The following is a 17,233-nucleotide window of genomic DNA, read 5'->3' as shown; positions in this document are numbered from 1 at the left end:
GTAGCCGGTCGGCGGGCCGCTGGGTCAGGTGGCGGGCACTACGTCCGTGGGGCGCTGGACCTGCACCGAGACGCCGTAGTCCGACAGCTGGAGGGTCGAGACGACCGTGCCGCTCTGGAACTTGCCCTTGACGGTGGTCTGCCACTGGAAGGTCATCACGACCTTCGCCACCCGGCCGTCGGCGTCGAAGGTGACGTCGCCGGAGGTGTTGGTGCTGGTCAGCCCCTTGTCCGACGACTCGGCGTACGCGAAGTGCACCGAGCCGTCCGGCTGCCGGGTCACCGTCGCGTCATGGGCCTTCAGCGCCTTGAACAGTGCGGCCGGGTCGGGTGCGACCGCGCCCACGACGGTGTCCGAGTCACCGTAGATGGACAGGTGGTCGAACTTGCCCGGGTACTGGCCGTAGCGACCGTACGTCTCACCGGCTCCCTTGTCGGCCGGCAGCGGGCTCTCCGGCCGCTCCCCGCCGATGTACCGGGTGCCGTTGATCAGGAGTTCGACCATGACCGAGTCGTCCTGCGGCGCCCGGACGTAGCCGGTGTCGGTCGTCGGATCGAACGCGCCCTCGTAGGTCATGAGGGACTGACCCGACGCAGTGGCGGTGGTCAGCCGCATCCGATAGCTGATGTTCTCGCTCTTCGTCACGGCCGCCACCAGCTCCAGCCGTGGATCGGCCGCGCTCGCCGTCGCGGCCGGACGGTCGGGCGTACCGGCGGTGGCCGCGACCACCCCGACGACGCCGAGGGCGACGACCGCCGCCAGCGACGCGCTGGTCACCGCGGCTCGCCGGTGCCGGGCGCGGCGGCCCCGCTCCAGCAGCCGCCCGGTCGGCGCGGCCGACGACGGAACCTCGGCCAGCTCGTGCAGCCGGTCCGTGAGCTGCTCTTCGTGCATATGAGTCACCTACTTCTCACCGGTTCGGACAGGACGTGACGGAGCTTGGCCAGCGCCTTGGAGTGCTGGCTCTTGACGGTGCCCGGCGAACAGCCGAGCACCCGGGCGATCTCCCGTTCGGGCAGGTCCTCGTAGTGCCGCAGGACCACTACCGCTCGCTGCTTCGGCGGCAGCGACCGCAGCGCGTCGCGTACCGCCAGGGCTTCGGCGGAGATGTCGTCCGACGGCCCGGGCCGGTCGGGGACTTCCTGGACGAGGTTCTCCCGGCGGCGTCGGCGCCAGATCGAGGTGTGGTTGTTGACCAGCACCTTGCGGAGGTACGCGTGGAGGTCGTCGGTTCGCGACAGCCGCCGCCACCGCTCGTAGATCCGCACCAGACTGTCCTGGAGCAGTTCCTCCGCCTGCCATCGATCGCCGGTCAGCAGCAGCGCCAGCCGCAGATGCCGTTGCCAGGCTGCCTCGACGAAGTCGACGTACGCCTGGTCGGCTCGGCTGGTCGCGGTTCGATCCGTCACGGTCCTTCCACGGTTCGGCCGCCCGGGTGGTTGCCCGGGCGGCCGAATGTTCTCACGCGACGTCTGGTTCACGGCGCGACCGGAACGTGAGCGACCAAGGTACGGTGGTGGCCACTACGCGTGAAGGAGTGAGCTCAGACCGTGGGCGGATACGGCACCCAAGTGGTGCTTGTCCTGATTCTCGTACTGGTCAACGGCGCGCTCTCGGGCAGTGAGATGGCCCTCATCTCCCTGCGGGAGAGCCAGATTCAGCGGCTGGAGCGCTCCTCGCGGGGCGGGCGCGTACTGGCCCGCCTGTCGCGTGACCCGAACCGCTTCCTCGCCACCATCCAGATCGGCATCACGCTGGCCGGCTTCCTCGCGTCGGCCGCAGCCGCCGTGTCGCTGGCCAAGCCGTTGGTGGAACCCTTGTCGTTCCTCGGCACCGCCGCGGAGCCCGCCGCGATCGTGCTCGTCACGATCGTGCTGACCTTCGTCACGCTCGTCCTGGGCGAGCTGGCTCCCAAGCGCATCGCCATGCAGCGCGCCGAGAGCTGGGCGCTGATCGCCGCCCGTCCGCTGGACTGGATGGCGGTCGCGTCCCGCCCGGTGGTGTGGCTGCTGGGCAAGGCGACCGACCTCATCGTGGCGCTGACCGGCGGCGACCCTCGTGCGGCCCGCGAGGAGATCAGCGCCGAGGAGATCCGTGAACTCGTGGTGGCGCAGCGCGGTTTCACGCCGCAGCAACGCGAGATCATCTCCGGCGCGTTCGAGATCACCGAACGGATGGTCCGCGAGATCCTCGTACCCCGGCGGGACGTCACGACGCTGCCGGTCGCGATGACGGTGGACGAGGCGCTGGTCCGGCTCGCCGAGTCCGGGCACACGCGGGCGCCGGTCGTCGGCCCGGAAGGCCTCGACGACGTCTACGGCGTCGTCCACCTGCGGGATCTGCTCGGCGGCGACCGGAGCCAGACCGCGGCGGATCGCGTACGGGCGGCTGTGCTGATGCCGGAGACCCTGTCGGTCTCCGACGCGATGCGGCAGTTGCGCCAGCAGCATGAGCAGTTCGCGCTCATCGTCGACGAGCGCGGCGCCATCGACGGCATCATCACGATGGAGGACCTCGTCGAGGAGGTCGTCGGCGAGATCTACGACGAGACCGACCGCGACATCCAAGAGGTCGTGACCGAGGCGGACGGCGTACTGCTCGTCCCGGGCGCGTTCCCCATCCACGACCTGCCCGACCTCGGCATCGACGTGGAGCGCCTCGGCGACATGGACTACACGACCGTGGCCGGGCTGATCCTCGACCGGCTCGGCCGGATTCCGGACCAGCCCGGCGACGTCGTGAAGGCGCCCGGCTTCACCGCCGAGGTGGTCGAGGTCACCGGCCGGGCCATCACCAAGGCCCGGTTGCGGCTCGCGCCCCGGCGGTCCTCAAGCGATTAAGCACTGGTACGCCGTGGGCGCAGCCGCCGGAGCAGGAGCGCGTTGACCGTCACGATGATGGTCGACGCGCTCATGAGCAGGGCCGCCCACTCTGGACGCAGCAGGATGCCGAGGCTCGGGTAGAGCACCCCGGCCGCGATCGGGATGGCGAGCACGTTGTAGATCGCCGCCCAGAACAGGTTCTGCTTGATCTTCGTACGCACGGCGCGCGCCACGCGGAGGGCGTACGCGACGTCGGCGGGGTCGTCGCGGACGAGGACCACGTCGGCGGTCTCGACGGCGACGTCGGTGCCCGCCCCGATCGCGATGCCGACGTCGGCCTGGGCCAGCGCCGGAGCGTCGTTGACGCCGTCGCCCACCATGGCCACCTTCGTGCCGTCGCCCTGCAGCCGGGTGATGTTGGCCGCCTTGTCCTCCGGCAGCACATCCGCGAGGACGCGGTCCACTCCGACCTGGCGGGCCACCGCTTCCGCCGTACGCGCCTGGTCGCCGGTGAGCATGACGGTCTTGACCCCGTCCGAGTGCAGGGCGGCGATCGCGTCCTTCGCGGAGTCGCGCACCTTGTCGGCGACCGCGATCAGCCCCCAGGGAGTGCCGTCGACCGCGACGTACATGGCGGTCTTGCCGTCGGCGGCCAGCGCGGCCGCCCGGTCCGGCAGCCCGTCGAGGGAGATGCGCTCGCGTTCCAGGAGACGGACGTTGCCGATCAACACCCGGCGACCCTCCACAGTGGCCACCACGCCGTGCCCGGGTACGGAGTCGAAGTCCTGCGGCGGGTTCACCGCCGAGCCCTGATCGCGGGCGGCGGTCACGATCGCCTCCGCGAGCGGATGCTGGGACGGCTGATCCGCCGACGCCGCCAGGCGCAGCATGTCGTCTTCCGCGACGCCGTCCAACGCCACGACGTCCGTCACCGACGGCGTTCCGGCGGTGAGCGTACCCGTCTTGTCGAAGACCGCGGCCGTGACACCAGCCGTGGCCTCGAGCGCGGCGGCGTTCTTGAAGAGCACGCCGCCCCGCGCCCCTTGGCCGACCCCGACGGTGATCGCGGTCGGCGTGGCGAGGGCGAGGGCGTCGGGGCAGGCGATGACGATGGCCGAGACGGCGGCCGTCACCGCGAAGCCGATGCCGTGCGAGCCGAAGATCGCCCAGGCGAGGAAGGTGAACGCGCCCGCACCGAGCGCGACGTAGACCAGGTACTTCCCGGCGGTGTCGGCGAGCCGCTGAGCGGGCGCCTTGGACGCCTGCGCGTTGCGGACCATCTGGACGATGCGCGCCAGCGCGGTGTCCGCACCGACAGCGGTCGCGCGGAAGCTGAACGCGCCGGTCGTGTTGATGGTGCCGCCGACCACCTTCGCTCCGGCCTGCTTCGCGACCGGCACCGGCTCGCCCGTGATCATGGACTCGTCGACGTAGCTGGAACCGTCGAGCACCTCCCCGTCGACCGGGACCTTCTCGCCGGGACGGACGACGATCTCGTCACCGGTCACCACCTGGTCGAGCGGCACCTCCTGCTCCTGGCCGTGCCGGCGGACGCGAGCCGTGGGCGGCGCGAGACTCAGCAACGCCTCGACCGCTCGACCGGTCGCGTACCGCGACCGCATCTCCAGCCAGTGGCCGATGAGACTGAGCGTCGTCAGCATCGCGGCGGCCTCGAAGAAGACGTCCTCCTCGCCGAGGAACGTCGCCCCGATCGAATACAGGTACGCCACCAGAATGCCGGTCGCGATGAGGGTCATCATGGTGACCTCGCCGCGGCGCAGCGACCGGGCCGCCGCGGAGATGAAAGGCCAGCCGCCCCACCACACCACCGGGGTCGCCAGGATCAGCCCGAACCAGGCCATCGACAGACCGAACGGCGGGTGGGCGGTGAAGCCGAACGTCTCCCCGATCGGCGAGTAGAGCACGATCGGGATCGTCAGGACGGCGCTGACCAGGAAGCGGCGGAACATGTCCGCCACCATGTCCGCGCCGTGGCCGGCGTGCTCGTCGTGGCCGTTCCCGTGCCCCTCGTGAGCCTTGTGCTCCTCGGCCTTGCGCCCGTCGTGGGCTGCGTGCTCGTCGCGGGCTGCGTGCTCGTCGGGGGCTGCGTGCGTGTCGTGGCCTGCGTGCTCGTCGGGGGCTCCCTGCGCGTCGTGGGCTGCATGCGTGTGGGCTGCGTGCGCGTCGTGAGCTGCGTGCTCGTGGGCTGCGTGCTCGTGGGCTGCGTGCGCGTGGTGGGCTGCGTGCGTGTCCTCGTGGCCGGCTGCTGGGTGGCCGTGCTGGCAGGCGGAGTCGGCGCAGTCGCGGCACGTGCAGTCGTAGCCCGCCTGGCGCAGGAACGCCTCCACCTCGGCGCGATCCGTCCGCGCCGGATCGAGGCCGACGTGCGCCACCGACCGCGTCCGATCGATGTGGACGGACGTGACGCCGGGCCGGCTGCGCAGGTCGTGTTCGAGGTGCGCCAGTTCGGTGCCGCAGAAGCAGGCGGTCAGCGCGATCTCGGCGATGTGGGGCTGATCGTGGTGGTGCTGGGTGGTCATGTCAGGTTCCCTTACGCGGATGCCGCCCGGGCAGGCGTACTCGTCCTCCTGCCCGGGCGGTCAGGATCAGAGCCGGCCGACGATCTTCTGCAGCTGGGCGACCTCGGTGGTCTGGGCCGAGACGATCGCCTGGGCGAGCGCCTTCACCTGCGGATCGGCTCCATTGGCCAGGACGCCGTTCGCCATCTCGATCGCCCCTTGATGATGGGCGATCATCAGCTGCGCGAACTTCTTGTCGAACGCGGTGCCCCGCGCGGCGGCGAGTTGCTTCATCTCGTCGTCGCTCATGAGGCCGGGCATGCTCTGCATGTCGTGGCCCATCGGCGCGGCGGTCGGACGGCCCCAGGCGGTGAGCCAGCCGGTCATCTTGTCGATCTCCGGCTGCTGTGCTCCCTTGATCTGGGCGGCCAGCGTCTTCACCTCGGCGTCGTTCGCCCGGGTCTCGGCGAGCGTGGCCATCTCGACGGCCTGCCGGTGGTGGACGATCATCATCTGCGCGAACTCGACGTCGGCGGCGTTCGCCGTACCCGACGCCGGGGCCGAGGCGGAGGACGTCGTGCCGTGGTTCATCCCGGGCATGCCGGTGTCGCCGGTGTCGCTGCACGCGCCGAGCGCGACGGCGGCCAGGGGAACGATGCCGAGCAGGAAGACCCGGCTGACGATGCGGTTCATGAAGTTTTCTCCTCTATGGACGGACATTCCGGACGCTGGACGAGCCAGGCGTCCTAGTTCCGCAACACCGAGAGGTCGGCGAGGAGAAGACCGACCGGCGTACGCGGTGGGCCGCGACCGAGGTTGTTTCCGCGCGCGGGCGACTGCGCCGGGCGTACGCGGGTGGCGGCCGCCTTCCGGAACAGCAGGATCAGCGCGAAGGCGATCAGGGCGACCCCGCCGAGGACCGCCAGGCACATCACGGTCGGATCGGTCATCGGCCCGTGGTGCCCGGATCCGCTTTCCCACCGGATCACGGTTCCCGGTCGAATCTCACCCCAAGATTCGGCCGACATCCCTGATCTAGCGCTGACGGCGGCGCTCACGTGGGCGCTCATGCCGGAGCCGTGGGGGGTGCCGTGGGGGGTGGCGTGGGAGGCGTGGCCGAGCGTGTGCATCCCGGCGACGCCGGCCGCGAGGAGCAGCAGCAGAAGCAGCAGCGGTCCCGACCGCTGTGCTCGCATCTGGTTGACGCTGCCGCTCATGACGACACAGCATACCCCAGGGAGGTATCAGTACACGGACAGGTGCACGTGGTTCGTGTGTTCGGCCGACGCTCCGCAGCATCCGCTGTAGCTGCGCCAGCCCAGTCCGGGGAACCAGATCTTGCGGTACCAGATTACGTACAGTACGCCGAGCGCCCGGGAGTTCTTGATGAAGAACGAGGCGAGTCGATCGCCGTACCGCTTGTCGTCACCTGAGGCGTCCGACGAGGAGAAGGTCGCCCGAGCCGAGGAGAAGTCGCAGGCGCGTCCCTTCGGATGCTCGCCCCAGGACTGCGTACGCCAGCACTTGGTGTACCGGGTGTAGTCGTTGGCCCGCGCCTGCTCGTACGCGTGCAGCAGCCGAGGCGTGATGCATCCGCCCGTCTTCGTGGGGTCCTTGACCGAGCAGTTCTCCTTGGGCCAGCTGCCGTCCGGATTGCGGGGCGCGGGAATCGCCGCGGGCGAGTTCGGGTCGAGCCAGCCGTGGATGGACTTGCCGCCGACCTTGATGAGGGTCTGCTCGGCCGCCTTCATCCGCTTCTTCATCTCGGCGACCTGGGCGGTCTGGATCGCCGCCTCGGCGTCGATCGCCTCCTTGTCGGTCCGGGCCTTCTCCTCCAGCCGCAGCAGCCGGCTGAGCGCCTGATCCTGCCGGAGGGTGATCTCCTCCAGCATCGTCGCGCGGGTGAAGAACTCCTCTGAGGTGCCCGCGCCGAGCATCGCCGCGAAGCCGCTGAGCCGCCCCGTCGTGTACGCCGCCGCCGCGATCGCGCCGACCTGCTTCCGCAGTGGCGCGAGTTGTGCGGTGGCCTTCTCCAGCTCGCGGCGTAGGACGACCTGGCGAGCCTTGGAGTGCTCGAGTGCCTCCTGCGCCTCGAGGTAGCCGCGGGCGGCCGCCTCCAGGTTCTGGATGAGCTGCTGATTGTGCGCCTCGTCTGGCTCGGCCGCGGCCGGGGTGGCGGGCGCGAGAGCGAGGACGATCGCGGCGACGGGAGACAGCACCGCCGCCAGAGTCCGCTTGACCGTCGGGGGCACGGCCGATCCTTCCGCGAGGGGTCAGCCGACACTCTAACCAACGCCGAAGGCGCCGGATCACGGATAGGCATGCTTCCCCACGCGGGGATCCCTGCATATCCGTGATCCGGCGCCAAGCCCAGCGCGCCAAGCCCAGCGCGCCAAGCGCAGCGCGCCAAGCGCAGCGCGCCAAAGCCCAGCGCGCCAAAGGGTGCCAGGAGTCGGGCGCGAAGTCCGGGTCAGGCGGTCAAGAGTCCGATGCCGAGGGTCAGCGTCCCGGCGGCGAGGCAGGCCGCGCCCAGCCACAGGATGACGACGGCCTTGGTCGGCTGGGTGACGTTACGCCCGGCCGAGGCGGCGAAGAAGCCACCGGACATGAGGATGGCGGCGGCCGGGATGAGCAGCCGGACGAGCCAGCCGACCCCACCGTCGAAGGTGGTCGCGTCCGCCAGCACCTGGGCGATCAGTCCCAGTGTCACCAGCACGCCCGCGTGCGCGTGCCCGGCTCGGGCGAACGCCTTCTGGAAGTCGGTCATCGGGACCTGACCACGCACGATCTTGGTCATGAACCAGCCGCCGAACTCGATGGTCACGATCGAGAGGAGCAGGATGCCGGCGACGATCCGGCTGGCGTCGCTGAGCACGAGGTGGTTCATTGCGCCTCCATGGAGCCCGAAATCTTGTCACTGTCTAGATACTCCGACACTGTAGATCTCCTTAGACTGGGAGGCAAGTGATGTCGATCATGCTGCCGGGGAAATGACCAGGATGCTGCGGACGCGACACGCCGGTCGAGCACGAACACAAGTTCATGATCGGCGGGACAAGGGCAGAGCGGGACAAGGCAGGGTATAGAGGAGACCATGAGGCTGGCCGAGGCGCTGGGTACGCTGCGCGACGTGCTCGCGGCGACGCGATATCCGCTGAGCCTGCCCGATGCGGGCGAGGCGGCGAGAACGGCCGCCGCCACGCGGGCGCAGCTCGAGGACTATCTGCTGCCCCGGCTCGCCCGGCTCGACGCGCCGTTGCTGGTCGTCGTCGGTGGTTCGACGGGCGCGGGTAAGTCCACTCTGGTCAACAGCATCGTGCGGGAGCCGGTCAGCGCCGCCGGGGCCCGGCGGCCGACGACTCGCGATCCGGTGCTGGTCTGCCACCCCGACGACGCCGCCTGGTTTTCGGAGGCGCACCTGCTGCCCGGCCTGGGGCGTACCACCTCGGGCGAGGGCGGGCTGCGGATCGTGCCGAGCGAGCGGCTGACCGCGGGCCTGGCGTTGCTGGACGCCCCGGACATCGACTCGGTCGTGGAGAGTAACCGCGCGCTCGCCGAGCGGCTGCTCGCCGCCGCGGATCTGTGGCTGTTCGTGACCACCGCGACCCGCTACGCCGACGCCGTGCCGTGGGAGCTGTTGCGGGACGCGCGGGCGCGGGGCACCGCGATCGCGTTGGTGCTCGACCGGCTGCCTGCGGACGCGGACGCCGAGGTGACCCCCCATCTGACCGAGATGTTGGCCGAGAACGGCTTCGGCGAGGCGCCGATGTTCATCGTTCCGGAAACCACCTTGGATGGTCAGCGACTGCTGCCGGAACCGGTCGTCGCGGAGTTGCGCGGCTGGCTCGACTCCCTGGCCCGGTCGGCGGCGGATCGCGCGGCGGTGGTTCGCCAGACGGTGGACGGCGCGGTCGCCGCGCTCGATCCGACCGTCGGTACCCTCGCGGCGGCCGCCGACGCCCAGGTCGAGGCGGCCGAGACGCTGGAGACGTCGGCGCGGTCGGCGTACGAGGAGGCGGGAAAGTCGGTCGAGCGCGGCATCCGCGACGGCGCGCTGCTGCGGGGCGAGGTGCTGGCGCGCTGGCAGGAGCTGGTCGGTGCGGGCGAGTTCATGCGCGGGCTCCAGGCTCGCGTCGCGCGCTGGCGGGACCGGGTCGTCGACGCCGTCACCGGCCGCCCTCGGCCTGCCGACCAGTTTCAGACCGCGCTGGAATCCGGTGTGGTCACGTTCGTGCGCGGCGCGGCGGCCGACGCCGCCGAGCAGACGGCGGCCGCGTGGCGCGCGCATCCGGCCGGGTCCGCGCTGCTCAAGGCGCATGGCGAGCTGGCGGCTCCGGCGGAGGATCTCAGCCTCCGGCTGGATCGACTGGTACGCGATTGGCAGCGCTCGGTTCTGGAACTCGTGCGGGCGGAATCGGGCAATCGCATCGCCTACGCCCGGGCCGGGGCGTACGCGGTGAACGGGCTGGGTCTGGTCGTGATGATCAGCGTCTTCGCGGCGACGGCGTTCATCCCGACCGGCGCGGAGATCGCCGTCGGCGCCGGTACGACGATCGCCGCGCAGAAAGTGCTGGAGGCGATCTTCGGCGACCAGGCAGTGCGGCAGCTCGCCGCGAAGGCCCGCAAGGATCTGCTGGACCGCGTCGACGCCCTCCTCGACGAGGAGGCCGACCGGTTCCGGGCGGTGCTCGACGACTCCGGGATCGACCGCTCGGCCGGGTCGACCCTGCGAGCGGCGGCTGCGGCCGTCGCGCAGGCCCGGCTGGGGGAGGCGCGGTGAAGCTGGATTCCGTGGTGGATCGGATCGGCGCGCTCCGGCAGTTCGTCGAGACGACGTCGCCGTACCTGCCCGCCGAGGAGCTCACATCGGCCCAGTCGATCGTGGACCGGGCCGGCGAGCGGCTGGCGCTGTCCAGGGCGCATACCGTCGTGGCGTTGGCGGGTGCGACCGGCAGCGGCAAGTCCACCCTGTTCAACCGGCTCGCCGGCGTCGACCTCTCCCCCGCCGGGCGACGCCGCCCGACCACCGGTGAGACGTACGCCTGTGTCTGGGGTTCCGGCGCGGATCAACTGCTGGACTGGCTGGACGTCGGCAAGCGGTACGCCGTGCCCGCGGGCGACCTGGACGGGCTGGTCCTGCTCGACCTGCCGGACTACGACTCCGTGGAGGCGTCCCACCGGGTGGAGGTCGACCGGCTGCTGGCGGTCGTGGACCTGATCGTCTGGGTGCTGCACCCCCAGAAGTACGCCGACAAGGTGGTCCACCGGCAGTATCTGGAACAGTTCGCCGCACACAAGAACGTGACTGTCGTCGCGTTGCATCAGGCCGACTTGTTGTCGCCGGACGACCTCCGGGAATGTTTGTCTGACTTGGACGATCTGTTGTCCGCCGACGGGCTGGCGGGTGTACCGATGGTCGCCACGTCGGCCGTCGGGCCGCCAGGTGTGGATCCCCTGGTGTCTCGGTTGAGTGCCGCGGTCCGTCGGCGAGAGGCAGCGCTCCGCCGGCTCGACGCCGATGTCACCACGGTCTCGGCGCAGGTGCAGCCGCTCGTCGCCGCGCCCGGGCCGTCCCTCGACCGAGGCTCGGCGAAGGCCTTGGTCGATGCGCTCGCCCACGCCGCCGGGGTGCCGCTGGTCGCGTCGGCCACCGAGCAGGCGTACGTGCATCGGGCGCGGAAGGCGACGGGCTGGCCGTTCGCTCGGTGGGTCCGGCGATTCCGCGCTGATCCGTTGCAGCGGCTGAGGCTCGGCTCGTCGTCGGCCGGTTCCGTCGTGGGGGCCACCTCCCTCGGTCCGGCCGCCCCGGCCGCTCAGGCCGAAGCCGACCTCGCCGTACGCCGGATCGCCGACGACGCCGGAACATCGTTGGCTTCGCCGTGGCAGGACGCTCTGCGTACGGCGGCCCGATCGCGCCGGGCGGACCTGGCGGACGCCTTGGACCTCGCCGTCGCGCGTACCGATCTGAAGGTGGGGCGCAATCCGGCCTGGTGGCGCGTCTTCGGCGTCCTGCAGTGGATCGCCGCCTTGGCCGTCGTCGCCGGACTGCTCTGGCTGCTCGTCCGGTACGTCATGTTCGCGCTGGCCCTGCCGGAGATCCCGATGCCGGAGGTCGGGCGGGTTCCGCTGCCCACCTTCCTGCTCGGCGCCGGTCTGCTCACCGGCCTCCTCGTGGCCTTGGTGGTCCGGCCGATCGTCCGGCTCGCCGCCCGGCGCAAGGGACGCCGGGCGCACGCCCGGCTCAGGGCCGCCGTCGCCGAGGTGGCCGACTCCCACGTGCTGACGCCCGTCCGCGGCGTGCTGGACGCGTACGCCCGCGCCCGCTCCCTCCTCCCGTCGGAGAGGGAGCGGGCCGGCGCTGTGCGCTAGGGGACCCAGTAGTTGCCGGAGACCACGATCATCACCTGCAGCTGGACGGACATGTTGTAGTACTCGGTGCTGCCGAACGACCTCGTCACCATGTGGTTCCACAGGGCGTCCAGCCAGGCCTGGCTACCGGAGTCGGTCATGGCCGCGACCGCGAACGGCGCGTAGAAGCAGGCGTCGTTGCCGGAGTCGAGGTTGGCCCCGCTCAGGGAGTAGCCGTCCACGATGCTCGCGGGGTTGCCGCCGGTCTTCGACTTGATCCAGGTGTTGAGCTTGCGGGCCGAGGTCAGCGAGGCGGAGTTGCCGCTGGTGACGGCATCCGCACCGAGGCGCCACGGCGTACGGCAGGAGTTCCAGTAGTACTTGCCGTCGTTCGGGCCTTCCAGGACCTCCCCCGTCGGCGGCTTCGGCGTCGTGTTCGTGGTGATGACGAAGTCCGGCAGGAGCCCGGTGCTGGGCGCGTACTGGGCCTGGAGGTTGGTGATGAGCGTCTGGTGGGCGCTGCGGATGGTGTCCCAGGCCGAGTCGCCGGTCGCCACTCGGAACGCCCGCATGTGGTCGATCATGTGGTCGGACGGTCGGGTCGTGTAGTACAGCGCGTCGCAGCAGCTGCTCCAGTCGCCCAGCTTCAGCAGGTTCGTCGTCGGGTTGATCTCGCTGGCCTTGATGGCGTTGATGCGTTTGATCGCGAGCTGCTTGTAGTTGTAGGTTCCCGCGCTCCCCCATTGCTTGTCGGCCAGCAGGAGTGCGTACGCCACGTCCATGTCGCCGTCGGTGGCCGAGTCCGACCCGTTGACGCTCGTGCAACTGGTGTCCTGCTCGGCTGCGAGCAGGTCGCCGTTGTTGACCGACGGATGGGCCAGCACGTACTTGACCATGCCGTCGAAGATCGTCTTGGCGTTGGCGTCCGCGCCTGCCATCGTCGCCGTGATGACCATGCCGTAGCCCTGGCCCTCGGCGACGTACGGGTGGTCGGCGTCCGGCGAGATGGTCTCGTACCAGCCGTTGCCGCAGTTCTGCTTGACGAAGTTCGCCTTCCACTTGGTGTAGAGGGTCACCACCGCCTGGTCCAGAGTGGACTGCGATCCGCTCGGCTTGAGCATGCCGGCGGCGTACGCGAACAGGTGGCTGCCGAACGGCACGGCGGGACCGCCCGTGCTGCCACTGGTGGTGGCGGTGACCGAGTTCGAGGCGGCCGAGCTGTTGCCCGCCGCGTCGTGTGCCTTCACGGTGAACGTGTACGCCGTCGCCGCGGCCAGCCCGCCCACGGTGGCCGTCGTGCCCGTGACGGTGGTGGCGAGAGCGCCGCCCCGGTAGACGTCGTAGCCGGTGACTCCCACGTTGTCGGTCGACGCGTCCCAGGCCAGGCTCACGCTGGAGGAGGTGACGCCGGTCGACCGCAGGTTGCCCGGGACGGTCGGCGCCTGAGTGTCTCCCCCGCCACCACCGCCGGTCACGCTGAGCAGGTCGACGTTGGGTCCGCCGTTCGCCGTGGTCGCCGTAGCCCGGATGGTGTTGGTTCCGGCGACCAGCGAAGCGGTGACCGCCTTGGTGGTCCAGGTGTCCCAGTTCGCGGTGGCCGGGAAGGAGGCGCCGGCCGCGACCACCGTGCCGTTGACGGCGATGTCCATCGGCCGGTCGACGGTGGTGCCGTTGGCGTACCGGAAGGTGAGGGTCTGGCTCCCCGCGGCGGCGGCGTTCACCGTCCACTCCACGTACGAGCCGGACACGTTGGTGTAGTCGACGAAACCGGTGCCGGTGTAGCCGGTGTGGTTGGTCGCGACGGCGGCTTGCGAGAGCACGGCGTTCTCCGCCTGGTAGTCGGTCGCCGTGGCGGTGCTGTCGACGTCTAGGTAGTCCAGGTTGGCCGGTCCGTTGGCGGTCGTCGCCGTCACGCGTACTTTGTTGGTCCCGGCGGTGAGGGTCGCGGTGACCGTCTTGTTCGCCCACGTGTCCCAGTTGGTGGTGCTCCCGAACGCCGAGGCCGCCGCGATCACTGTCCCGTTGACCGCGATGTCAGCCGGGCGCCCGGTCGTGGTGCCGTTGGAGTAACGGATCGTCAGGGTGGCCGGGCCGGCGTTCGCGGCGTTCACCGTCCACTCGGTGTAGCTGCCCGCGACGTTGTCCCCGTTGACGAAGCCGGTGCCGGAGTAGTTGAGGTGGTTGGCCTCGACCACGCCCTGAGACACGGTCGCGCTCTCGGCCTCGTATCTGGTGGCGGCGGCAGCGCCGGGCGATGCCGGCGACAGGGCCGCCACGAGTGCCAGGCCCGCCGTGAGGGCGAGACCTCTTGCGTATCGCTTCATCTGACCTCCAGAGCTCGAATGGTTAGACAGTTTGCCTAACCATTATCGAAGTGTCAATGGATGTCGATCTCATAAACAGTTTTGGCGCGCCAATCCCGCCACTGCTGTTTAGTGCCCTGTCGCCGCGCGTTCACCGAGTCCTACGTTTCCGCTCAGCCCCTCGCGGTCGGCGCCAGGAAGACCCGGCCGCGAGGCTGGTCCCCCACTCGAATCGGCCAGTGCGGACGGTGGACCAGCCCAGCAACTGCAGGGGGCGAATTGGGAGGAGGAACCCTTGGCACATCGCACCCCCACCGTGGCCGCGACGCTGTTACTCGCGCTCGCGACCACACTCACCCCCGTGGCGGCGATGGCGTCCCCGTCGGCCGAGCCGACCGGTGTCATCCGCGCCGCCGGCAGCCCGGACGCTGTTCCGGGCCGCTACATCGTGGCGCTGAAGGACAGCGCGCTCACCGCGATCAGCCCGTCCGCGATCGCGGCGACCGCCCGCGATCTCAGTGCTCGCTTCGGCGGGCAGACTCGGCACGTCTACTCGGCCGGACTGCACGGCTTCTCGGTGGTTCTGCCCGAGGCACAGGCTCGCAGGCTGGCGGCCGATCCCGCCGTCGCCTACGTCGAGCAGGTGCAGCGGATCGGCGTCCTGGACACCCAGAACAACCCGCCGAACTGGGGCGACGACCGGATCGACCAGCGCAGTCTGCCGTTGAACCAGACGTTCACCTATCCGGCCAACCCGGGCCAGGGCGTCACGGTGTACATCCTGGACACCGGGCTCAACGCCGGCCACGTCGACTTCACCGGCCGGGTGAAGCAGGGCGTGGACATGGTCGACAACGACAGCACGCCGCAGGACTGCCATGGCCACGGCACACACGTCGCCGGAACGGCGGTGGGCACCACCTACGGCATCGCGAAGAAGGCGTCGCTCGTCTCCGTCCGCGTCCTGAACTGCCAAGGCAGCGGCACCAACGACGACCTCATCGCGGGCATCGACTGGGTCCGCACCAACGCTCAGAAGCCCGCCGTGGCCAACTACAGCATCGGCTGCCAGAGCCGGTGTAGCAGCGCCGCCATGGACAGCGCGGTCAACAACCTCATCTCCTCGGGCGTGCAGTTCGTCGAGGCGGCCGGCAACTCCGGCGACGACGCCTGCTACTACAGCCCGCAGGGCGTCTCCGCCGCGATCACCGTCGGCAACAGCACCAACGCCGACGCCCGCAACAGCACCAGCAACTACGGCTCGTGCCTGGACCTGTTCGCGCCGGGCACCAGCATCGTGTCGGCGTCCTACTCCAGCAACACCGGCAGCGCGACCATGACCGGCACCTCCATGGCCTCGCCGCACGTGACCGGTTCCGCGGCCCTCTACCTCGGCGCGAATCCCTCGGCCACGCCCGCACAGGTACGCAACGCGCTGGTGAACAACGGCACCACCGGGAAGATCACCAGTCCCGGCAGTGGTTCGCCGAATGTGTTGCTGTACACCGGATTCATCGGCGGCGGCGACCCCGGCAGCCCCTCGGTGACCAACCCGGGCAACCAGAGCACCGCGGTCGGGCAGGCCGTGGACCTGCAACTGTCGGCCAGTGGCGGGACGAGCCCCTACACCTGGAGCGCGAGCGGGCTGCCGGCCGGGTTGTCCATCGGCTCCTCGACCGGCCGGATCACCGGTACGCCGACCACCGCCGGGACGTCGAACGTGACCGTCACGGTGACGGACTCGGCGAGCAAGACCGGGTCGGCCCAGTTCACCTGGACGGTCGGCACCGGCGGTGGCTGCACTCCGGCACAGCTGCTCGGCAACGGCGGATTCGAGAGCGGGACCAGCCCGTGGACGGCGTCGCAGTATGTCGTCGGCACCTGGGCGGAGTACCCGGCCCGGACCGGCACCCGTAACGCGTGGCTGGGCGGCCGCGGTTCGGCGCACACCGACACGCTCTCGCAGTCGGTGGCCATCCCGGCCGGCTGCTCGGCCACGCTGAAGTTCTGGCTGCGTATCACCACAGCGGAGACGGAGAGCGTCGTCTACGACACGCTCGCCGTGACTGTGGGCAGCACGACGGTCGCCGGCTACTCCAACCTCGACGCCAATTCGGCGTACGCCGAGAAGACCGTGAACCTGGCGCAGTTCGCCGGGCAGACGGTCACCCTCAAGTTCACCGGGATCGAGGACTGGTCGTTGCAGACCAGCTTCGTCGTCGACGACGTCACGCTGACGGTCGCCTGACCGGCGCGGTGGGCGGCTTCCTTACGAGGGAAGCCGCCCACCCGTCGCCTGTGCCGGGCCTACTCCCATTCCCAGCGCATGCCGACGATGCCCGGCGGGACGTCGGAAGCGACCAGATGCGCCCCGTGCGTCGACCCGATCCAGATCTCGCGTACGCCTTGATCCGGGGCGTGGATGGCCCGGCGCCGCTCGCTGATCGAACTGCACCTCCAGGACGTACTCGCTGACGGGCACGTTGAAGCCGCGGTAGTACGTCTCGGTCGGCGTCGCGGAGTCGCTGAGGAAGGCGTACTCGATGACCACGGTGTCGCCCCGGGCGAGCATGCGGTCGAAGATGATCTCGGCGGCCAGGAGTCCCGACGCCACGTCCGTACGCACCCGGCCGAGCCGGCAGTTGCGCAGCGCCCGGATGTCGGTGAACGCCTTCAGGTCGTCGGTGCGGAAGATGCCGACCGTGCGGCTGAGCCGGTCCACGTTGGACCGCAGCACCTGACGGCAGGTGAGGCTGATCTCCTGCCGGTCCCCGCCCACCAGGTACAGGTCGTGCAGGCTCAACCGGGTCAGTTCGTGGTTGAGCCACCGGTCCAGTTCGCCGATCATCCGCGAGACGCTGGTGGCGTCCTCGAACAGCCGGTCGATGTCCAAGGTGCCCGGCGGCTGGGTGAGCCAGCGCCCGCGCGGCCGGCGCGGCCCGAGCTGGGCGATCAGCGACTCGGGCGGCAGCGCGAGGATCTCCTCCAGCAGGCGTACCGCCTTCATCGAGTCCGGCCGCTCCGGACGGCTACGCCCCCGCCGCCAGTAACTCAACGTGGTGAGGCTGACGGTGATCCCGGCGGCGGCGAGCTTCTCCTGAATCTCCTCCAGGCGTAGCCCGCGATCCTCGATCGCCAGATGGAGGGCGGCCGAGAACGGTCCGGTCCGCAGCGCGTGCGCGAGATCCCGGCCGAGTTCCGGACGTTCGGACTCCATATCCGCTGAGTATGCACGTCCGCC

General features: G+C 70.2%; 13 protein-coding genes. 4 read left to right on the top strand and 9 right to left on the bottom strand.

Annotated elements, in window-relative coordinates:
* Nucleotides 1–24: 24 nt before the first annotated feature.
* Together AB0H43_RS14640 and AB0H43_RS14635 are read right to left on the bottom strand one after the other, a co-directional pair.
* Entirely contained in the window at nt 25–894 is an 870-nt protein-coding gene (locus AB0H43_RS14640) for a hypothetical protein (RefSeq protein ID WP_359999820.1), read from the bottom strand.
* 5 nt (nt 895–899) lie between these two features.
* On the bottom strand, nt 900–1,409 hold the full coding sequence (locus tag AB0H43_RS14635; RefSeq protein ID WP_359999819.1) for a SigE family RNA polymerase sigma factor: 510 nt from the start codon (nt 1,407–1,409) through the stop codon (nt 900–902).
* A 141-nt stretch (nt 1,410–1,550) separates the two neighbouring features.
* Between AB0H43_RS14635 and AB0H43_RS14630 the strand changes: the two genes are divergently transcribed.
* Nucleotides 1,551–2,840 (top strand): hemolysin family protein, encoded by a 1,290-nt coding sequence (locus AB0H43_RS14630; RefSeq protein WP_359999818.1) that lies wholly within the window; start codon nt 1,551–1,553, stop codon nt 2,838–2,840.
* Here the strand turns inward: AB0H43_RS14630 and AB0H43_RS14625 are convergent.
* From AB0H43_RS14625 to AB0H43_RS14605, 5 genes are all read right to left on the bottom strand, one after another.
* On the bottom strand, nt 2,837–5,362 hold the full coding sequence (locus AB0H43_RS14625; RefSeq protein WP_359999817.1) for a copper-translocating P-type ATPase: 2,526 nt from the start codon (nt 5,360–5,362) through the stop codon (nt 2,837–2,839). The genes AB0H43_RS14630 and AB0H43_RS14625 overlap by 4 nt on opposite strands.
* Nucleotides 5,363–5,428: 66 nt before the next feature.
* Nucleotides 5,429–6,034 (bottom strand): DUF305 domain-containing protein, encoded by a 606-nt coding sequence (locus AB0H43_RS14620; RefSeq protein WP_359999816.1) that lies wholly within the window; start codon nt 6,032–6,034, stop codon nt 5,429–5,431.
* A gap of 53 nt (nt 6,035–6,087) precedes the next feature.
* The gene (locus AB0H43_RS14615) at nt 6,088–6,558 is read right to left on the bottom strand and encodes a DUF6153 family protein (protein WP_359999815.1); all 471 of its coding nucleotides are present in this window, start codon (nt 6,556–6,558) and stop codon (nt 6,088–6,090) included.
* A 27-nt stretch (nt 6,559–6,585) separates the two neighbouring features.
* Nucleotides 6,586–7,593, bottom strand: coding sequence for a hypothetical protein (locus AB0H43_RS14610; protein WP_359999814.1), 1,008 nt, complete (start codon nt 7,591–7,593; stop codon nt 6,586–6,588).
* 218 nt (nt 7,594–7,811) lie between these two features.
* Nucleotides 7,812–8,228, bottom strand: coding sequence for a hypothetical protein (locus AB0H43_RS14605; RefSeq protein WP_359999813.1), 417 nt, complete (start codon nt 8,226–8,228; stop codon nt 7,812–7,814).
* A 207-nt stretch (nt 8,229–8,435) separates the two neighbouring features.
* Here AB0H43_RS14605 and AB0H43_RS14600 point away from each other — a divergent pair, with 207 nt between their 5' ends.
* Nucleotides 8,436–10,121, top strand: coding sequence for a GTPase (locus AB0H43_RS14600; RefSeq protein WP_359999812.1), 1,686 nt, complete (start codon nt 8,436–8,438; stop codon nt 10,119–10,121).
* Nucleotides 10,118–11,710: a GTPase gene (locus tag AB0H43_RS14595; RefSeq protein WP_359999811.1), complete on the top strand. Its 1,593-nt coding sequence runs from the start codon at nt 10,118–10,120 to the stop codon at nt 11,708–11,710. The genes AB0H43_RS14600 and AB0H43_RS14595 overlap by 4 nt, the downstream gene beginning before the upstream one ends.
* Here the strand turns inward: AB0H43_RS14595 and AB0H43_RS14590 are convergent.
* Nucleotides 11,707–14,013, bottom strand: a complete 2,307-nt coding sequence (locus AB0H43_RS14590) for a glycosyl hydrolase family 8 (protein WP_359999810.1) — start codon at nt 14,011–14,013, stop codon at nt 11,707–11,709. The genes AB0H43_RS14595 and AB0H43_RS14590 overlap by 4 nt on opposite strands.
* Before the next feature lie 274 nt (nt 14,014–14,287).
* Here AB0H43_RS14590 and AB0H43_RS14585 point away from each other — a divergent pair, with 274 nt between their 5' ends.
* Nucleotides 14,288–16,240: a S8 family serine peptidase gene (locus tag AB0H43_RS14585; protein ID WP_359999809.1), complete on the top strand. Its 1,953-nt coding sequence runs from the start codon at nt 14,288–14,290 to the stop codon at nt 16,238–16,240.
* A 21-nt stretch (nt 16,241–16,261) separates the two neighbouring features.
* Here AB0H43_RS14585 and AB0H43_RS14580 read toward each other — a convergent pair whose 3' ends face one another.
* The gene (locus AB0H43_RS14580; RefSeq protein ID WP_359999808.1) at nt 16,262–17,209 is read right to left on the bottom strand and encodes a hypothetical protein; all 948 of its coding nucleotides are present in this window, start codon (nt 17,207–17,209) and stop codon (nt 16,262–16,264) included.
* Nucleotides 17,210–17,233 lie beyond the last annotated feature (24 nt).

This window comes from Hamadaea sp. NPDC050747 (assembly GCF_040654195.1).
GTDB lineage: Bacteria > Actinomycetota > Actinomycetes > Mycobacteriales > Micromonosporaceae > Hamadaea.
Note: the sequence above shows the minus strand (reverse complement) of the source record. Positions and strands in the feature narration are given on the sequence as shown.

Excerpts from the sequence above, each read along its gene's own strand:
- AB0H43_RS14640 (WP_359999820.1), bottom strand. The coding sequence starts at position 894 with ATGCACGAAGAGCAGCTCACGGACCGGCTGCACGAGCTGGCCGAGGTT.
- AB0H43_RS14625 (WP_359999817.1), bottom strand. The coding sequence starts at position 5,362 with ATGACCACCCAGCACCACCACGATCAGCCCCACATCGCCGAGATCGCG.
- AB0H43_RS14620 (WP_359999816.1), bottom strand. The coding sequence starts at position 6,034 with ATGAACCGCATCGTCAGCCGGGTCTTCCTGCTCGGCATCGTTCCCCTG.
- AB0H43_RS14615 (WP_359999815.1), bottom strand. The coding sequence starts at position 6,558 with ATGAGCGGCAGCGTCAACCAGATGCGAGCACAGCGGTCGGGACCGCTG.
- AB0H43_RS14605 (WP_359999813.1), bottom strand. The coding sequence starts at position 8,228 with ATGAACCACCTCGTGCTCAGCGACGCCAGCCGGATCGTCGCCGGCATC.
- AB0H43_RS14600 (WP_359999812.1), top strand. The coding sequence starts at position 8,436 with ATGAGGCTGGCCGAGGCGCTGGGTACGCTGCGCGACGTGCTCGCGGCG.
- AB0H43_RS14590 (WP_359999810.1), bottom strand. The coding sequence starts at position 14,013 with ATGAAGCGATACGCAAGAGGTCTCGCCCTCACGGCGGGCCTGGCACTC.
- AB0H43_RS14580 (WP_359999808.1), bottom strand. The coding sequence starts at position 17,209 with ATGGAGTCCGAACGTCCGGAACTCGGCCGGGATCTCGCGCACGCGCTG.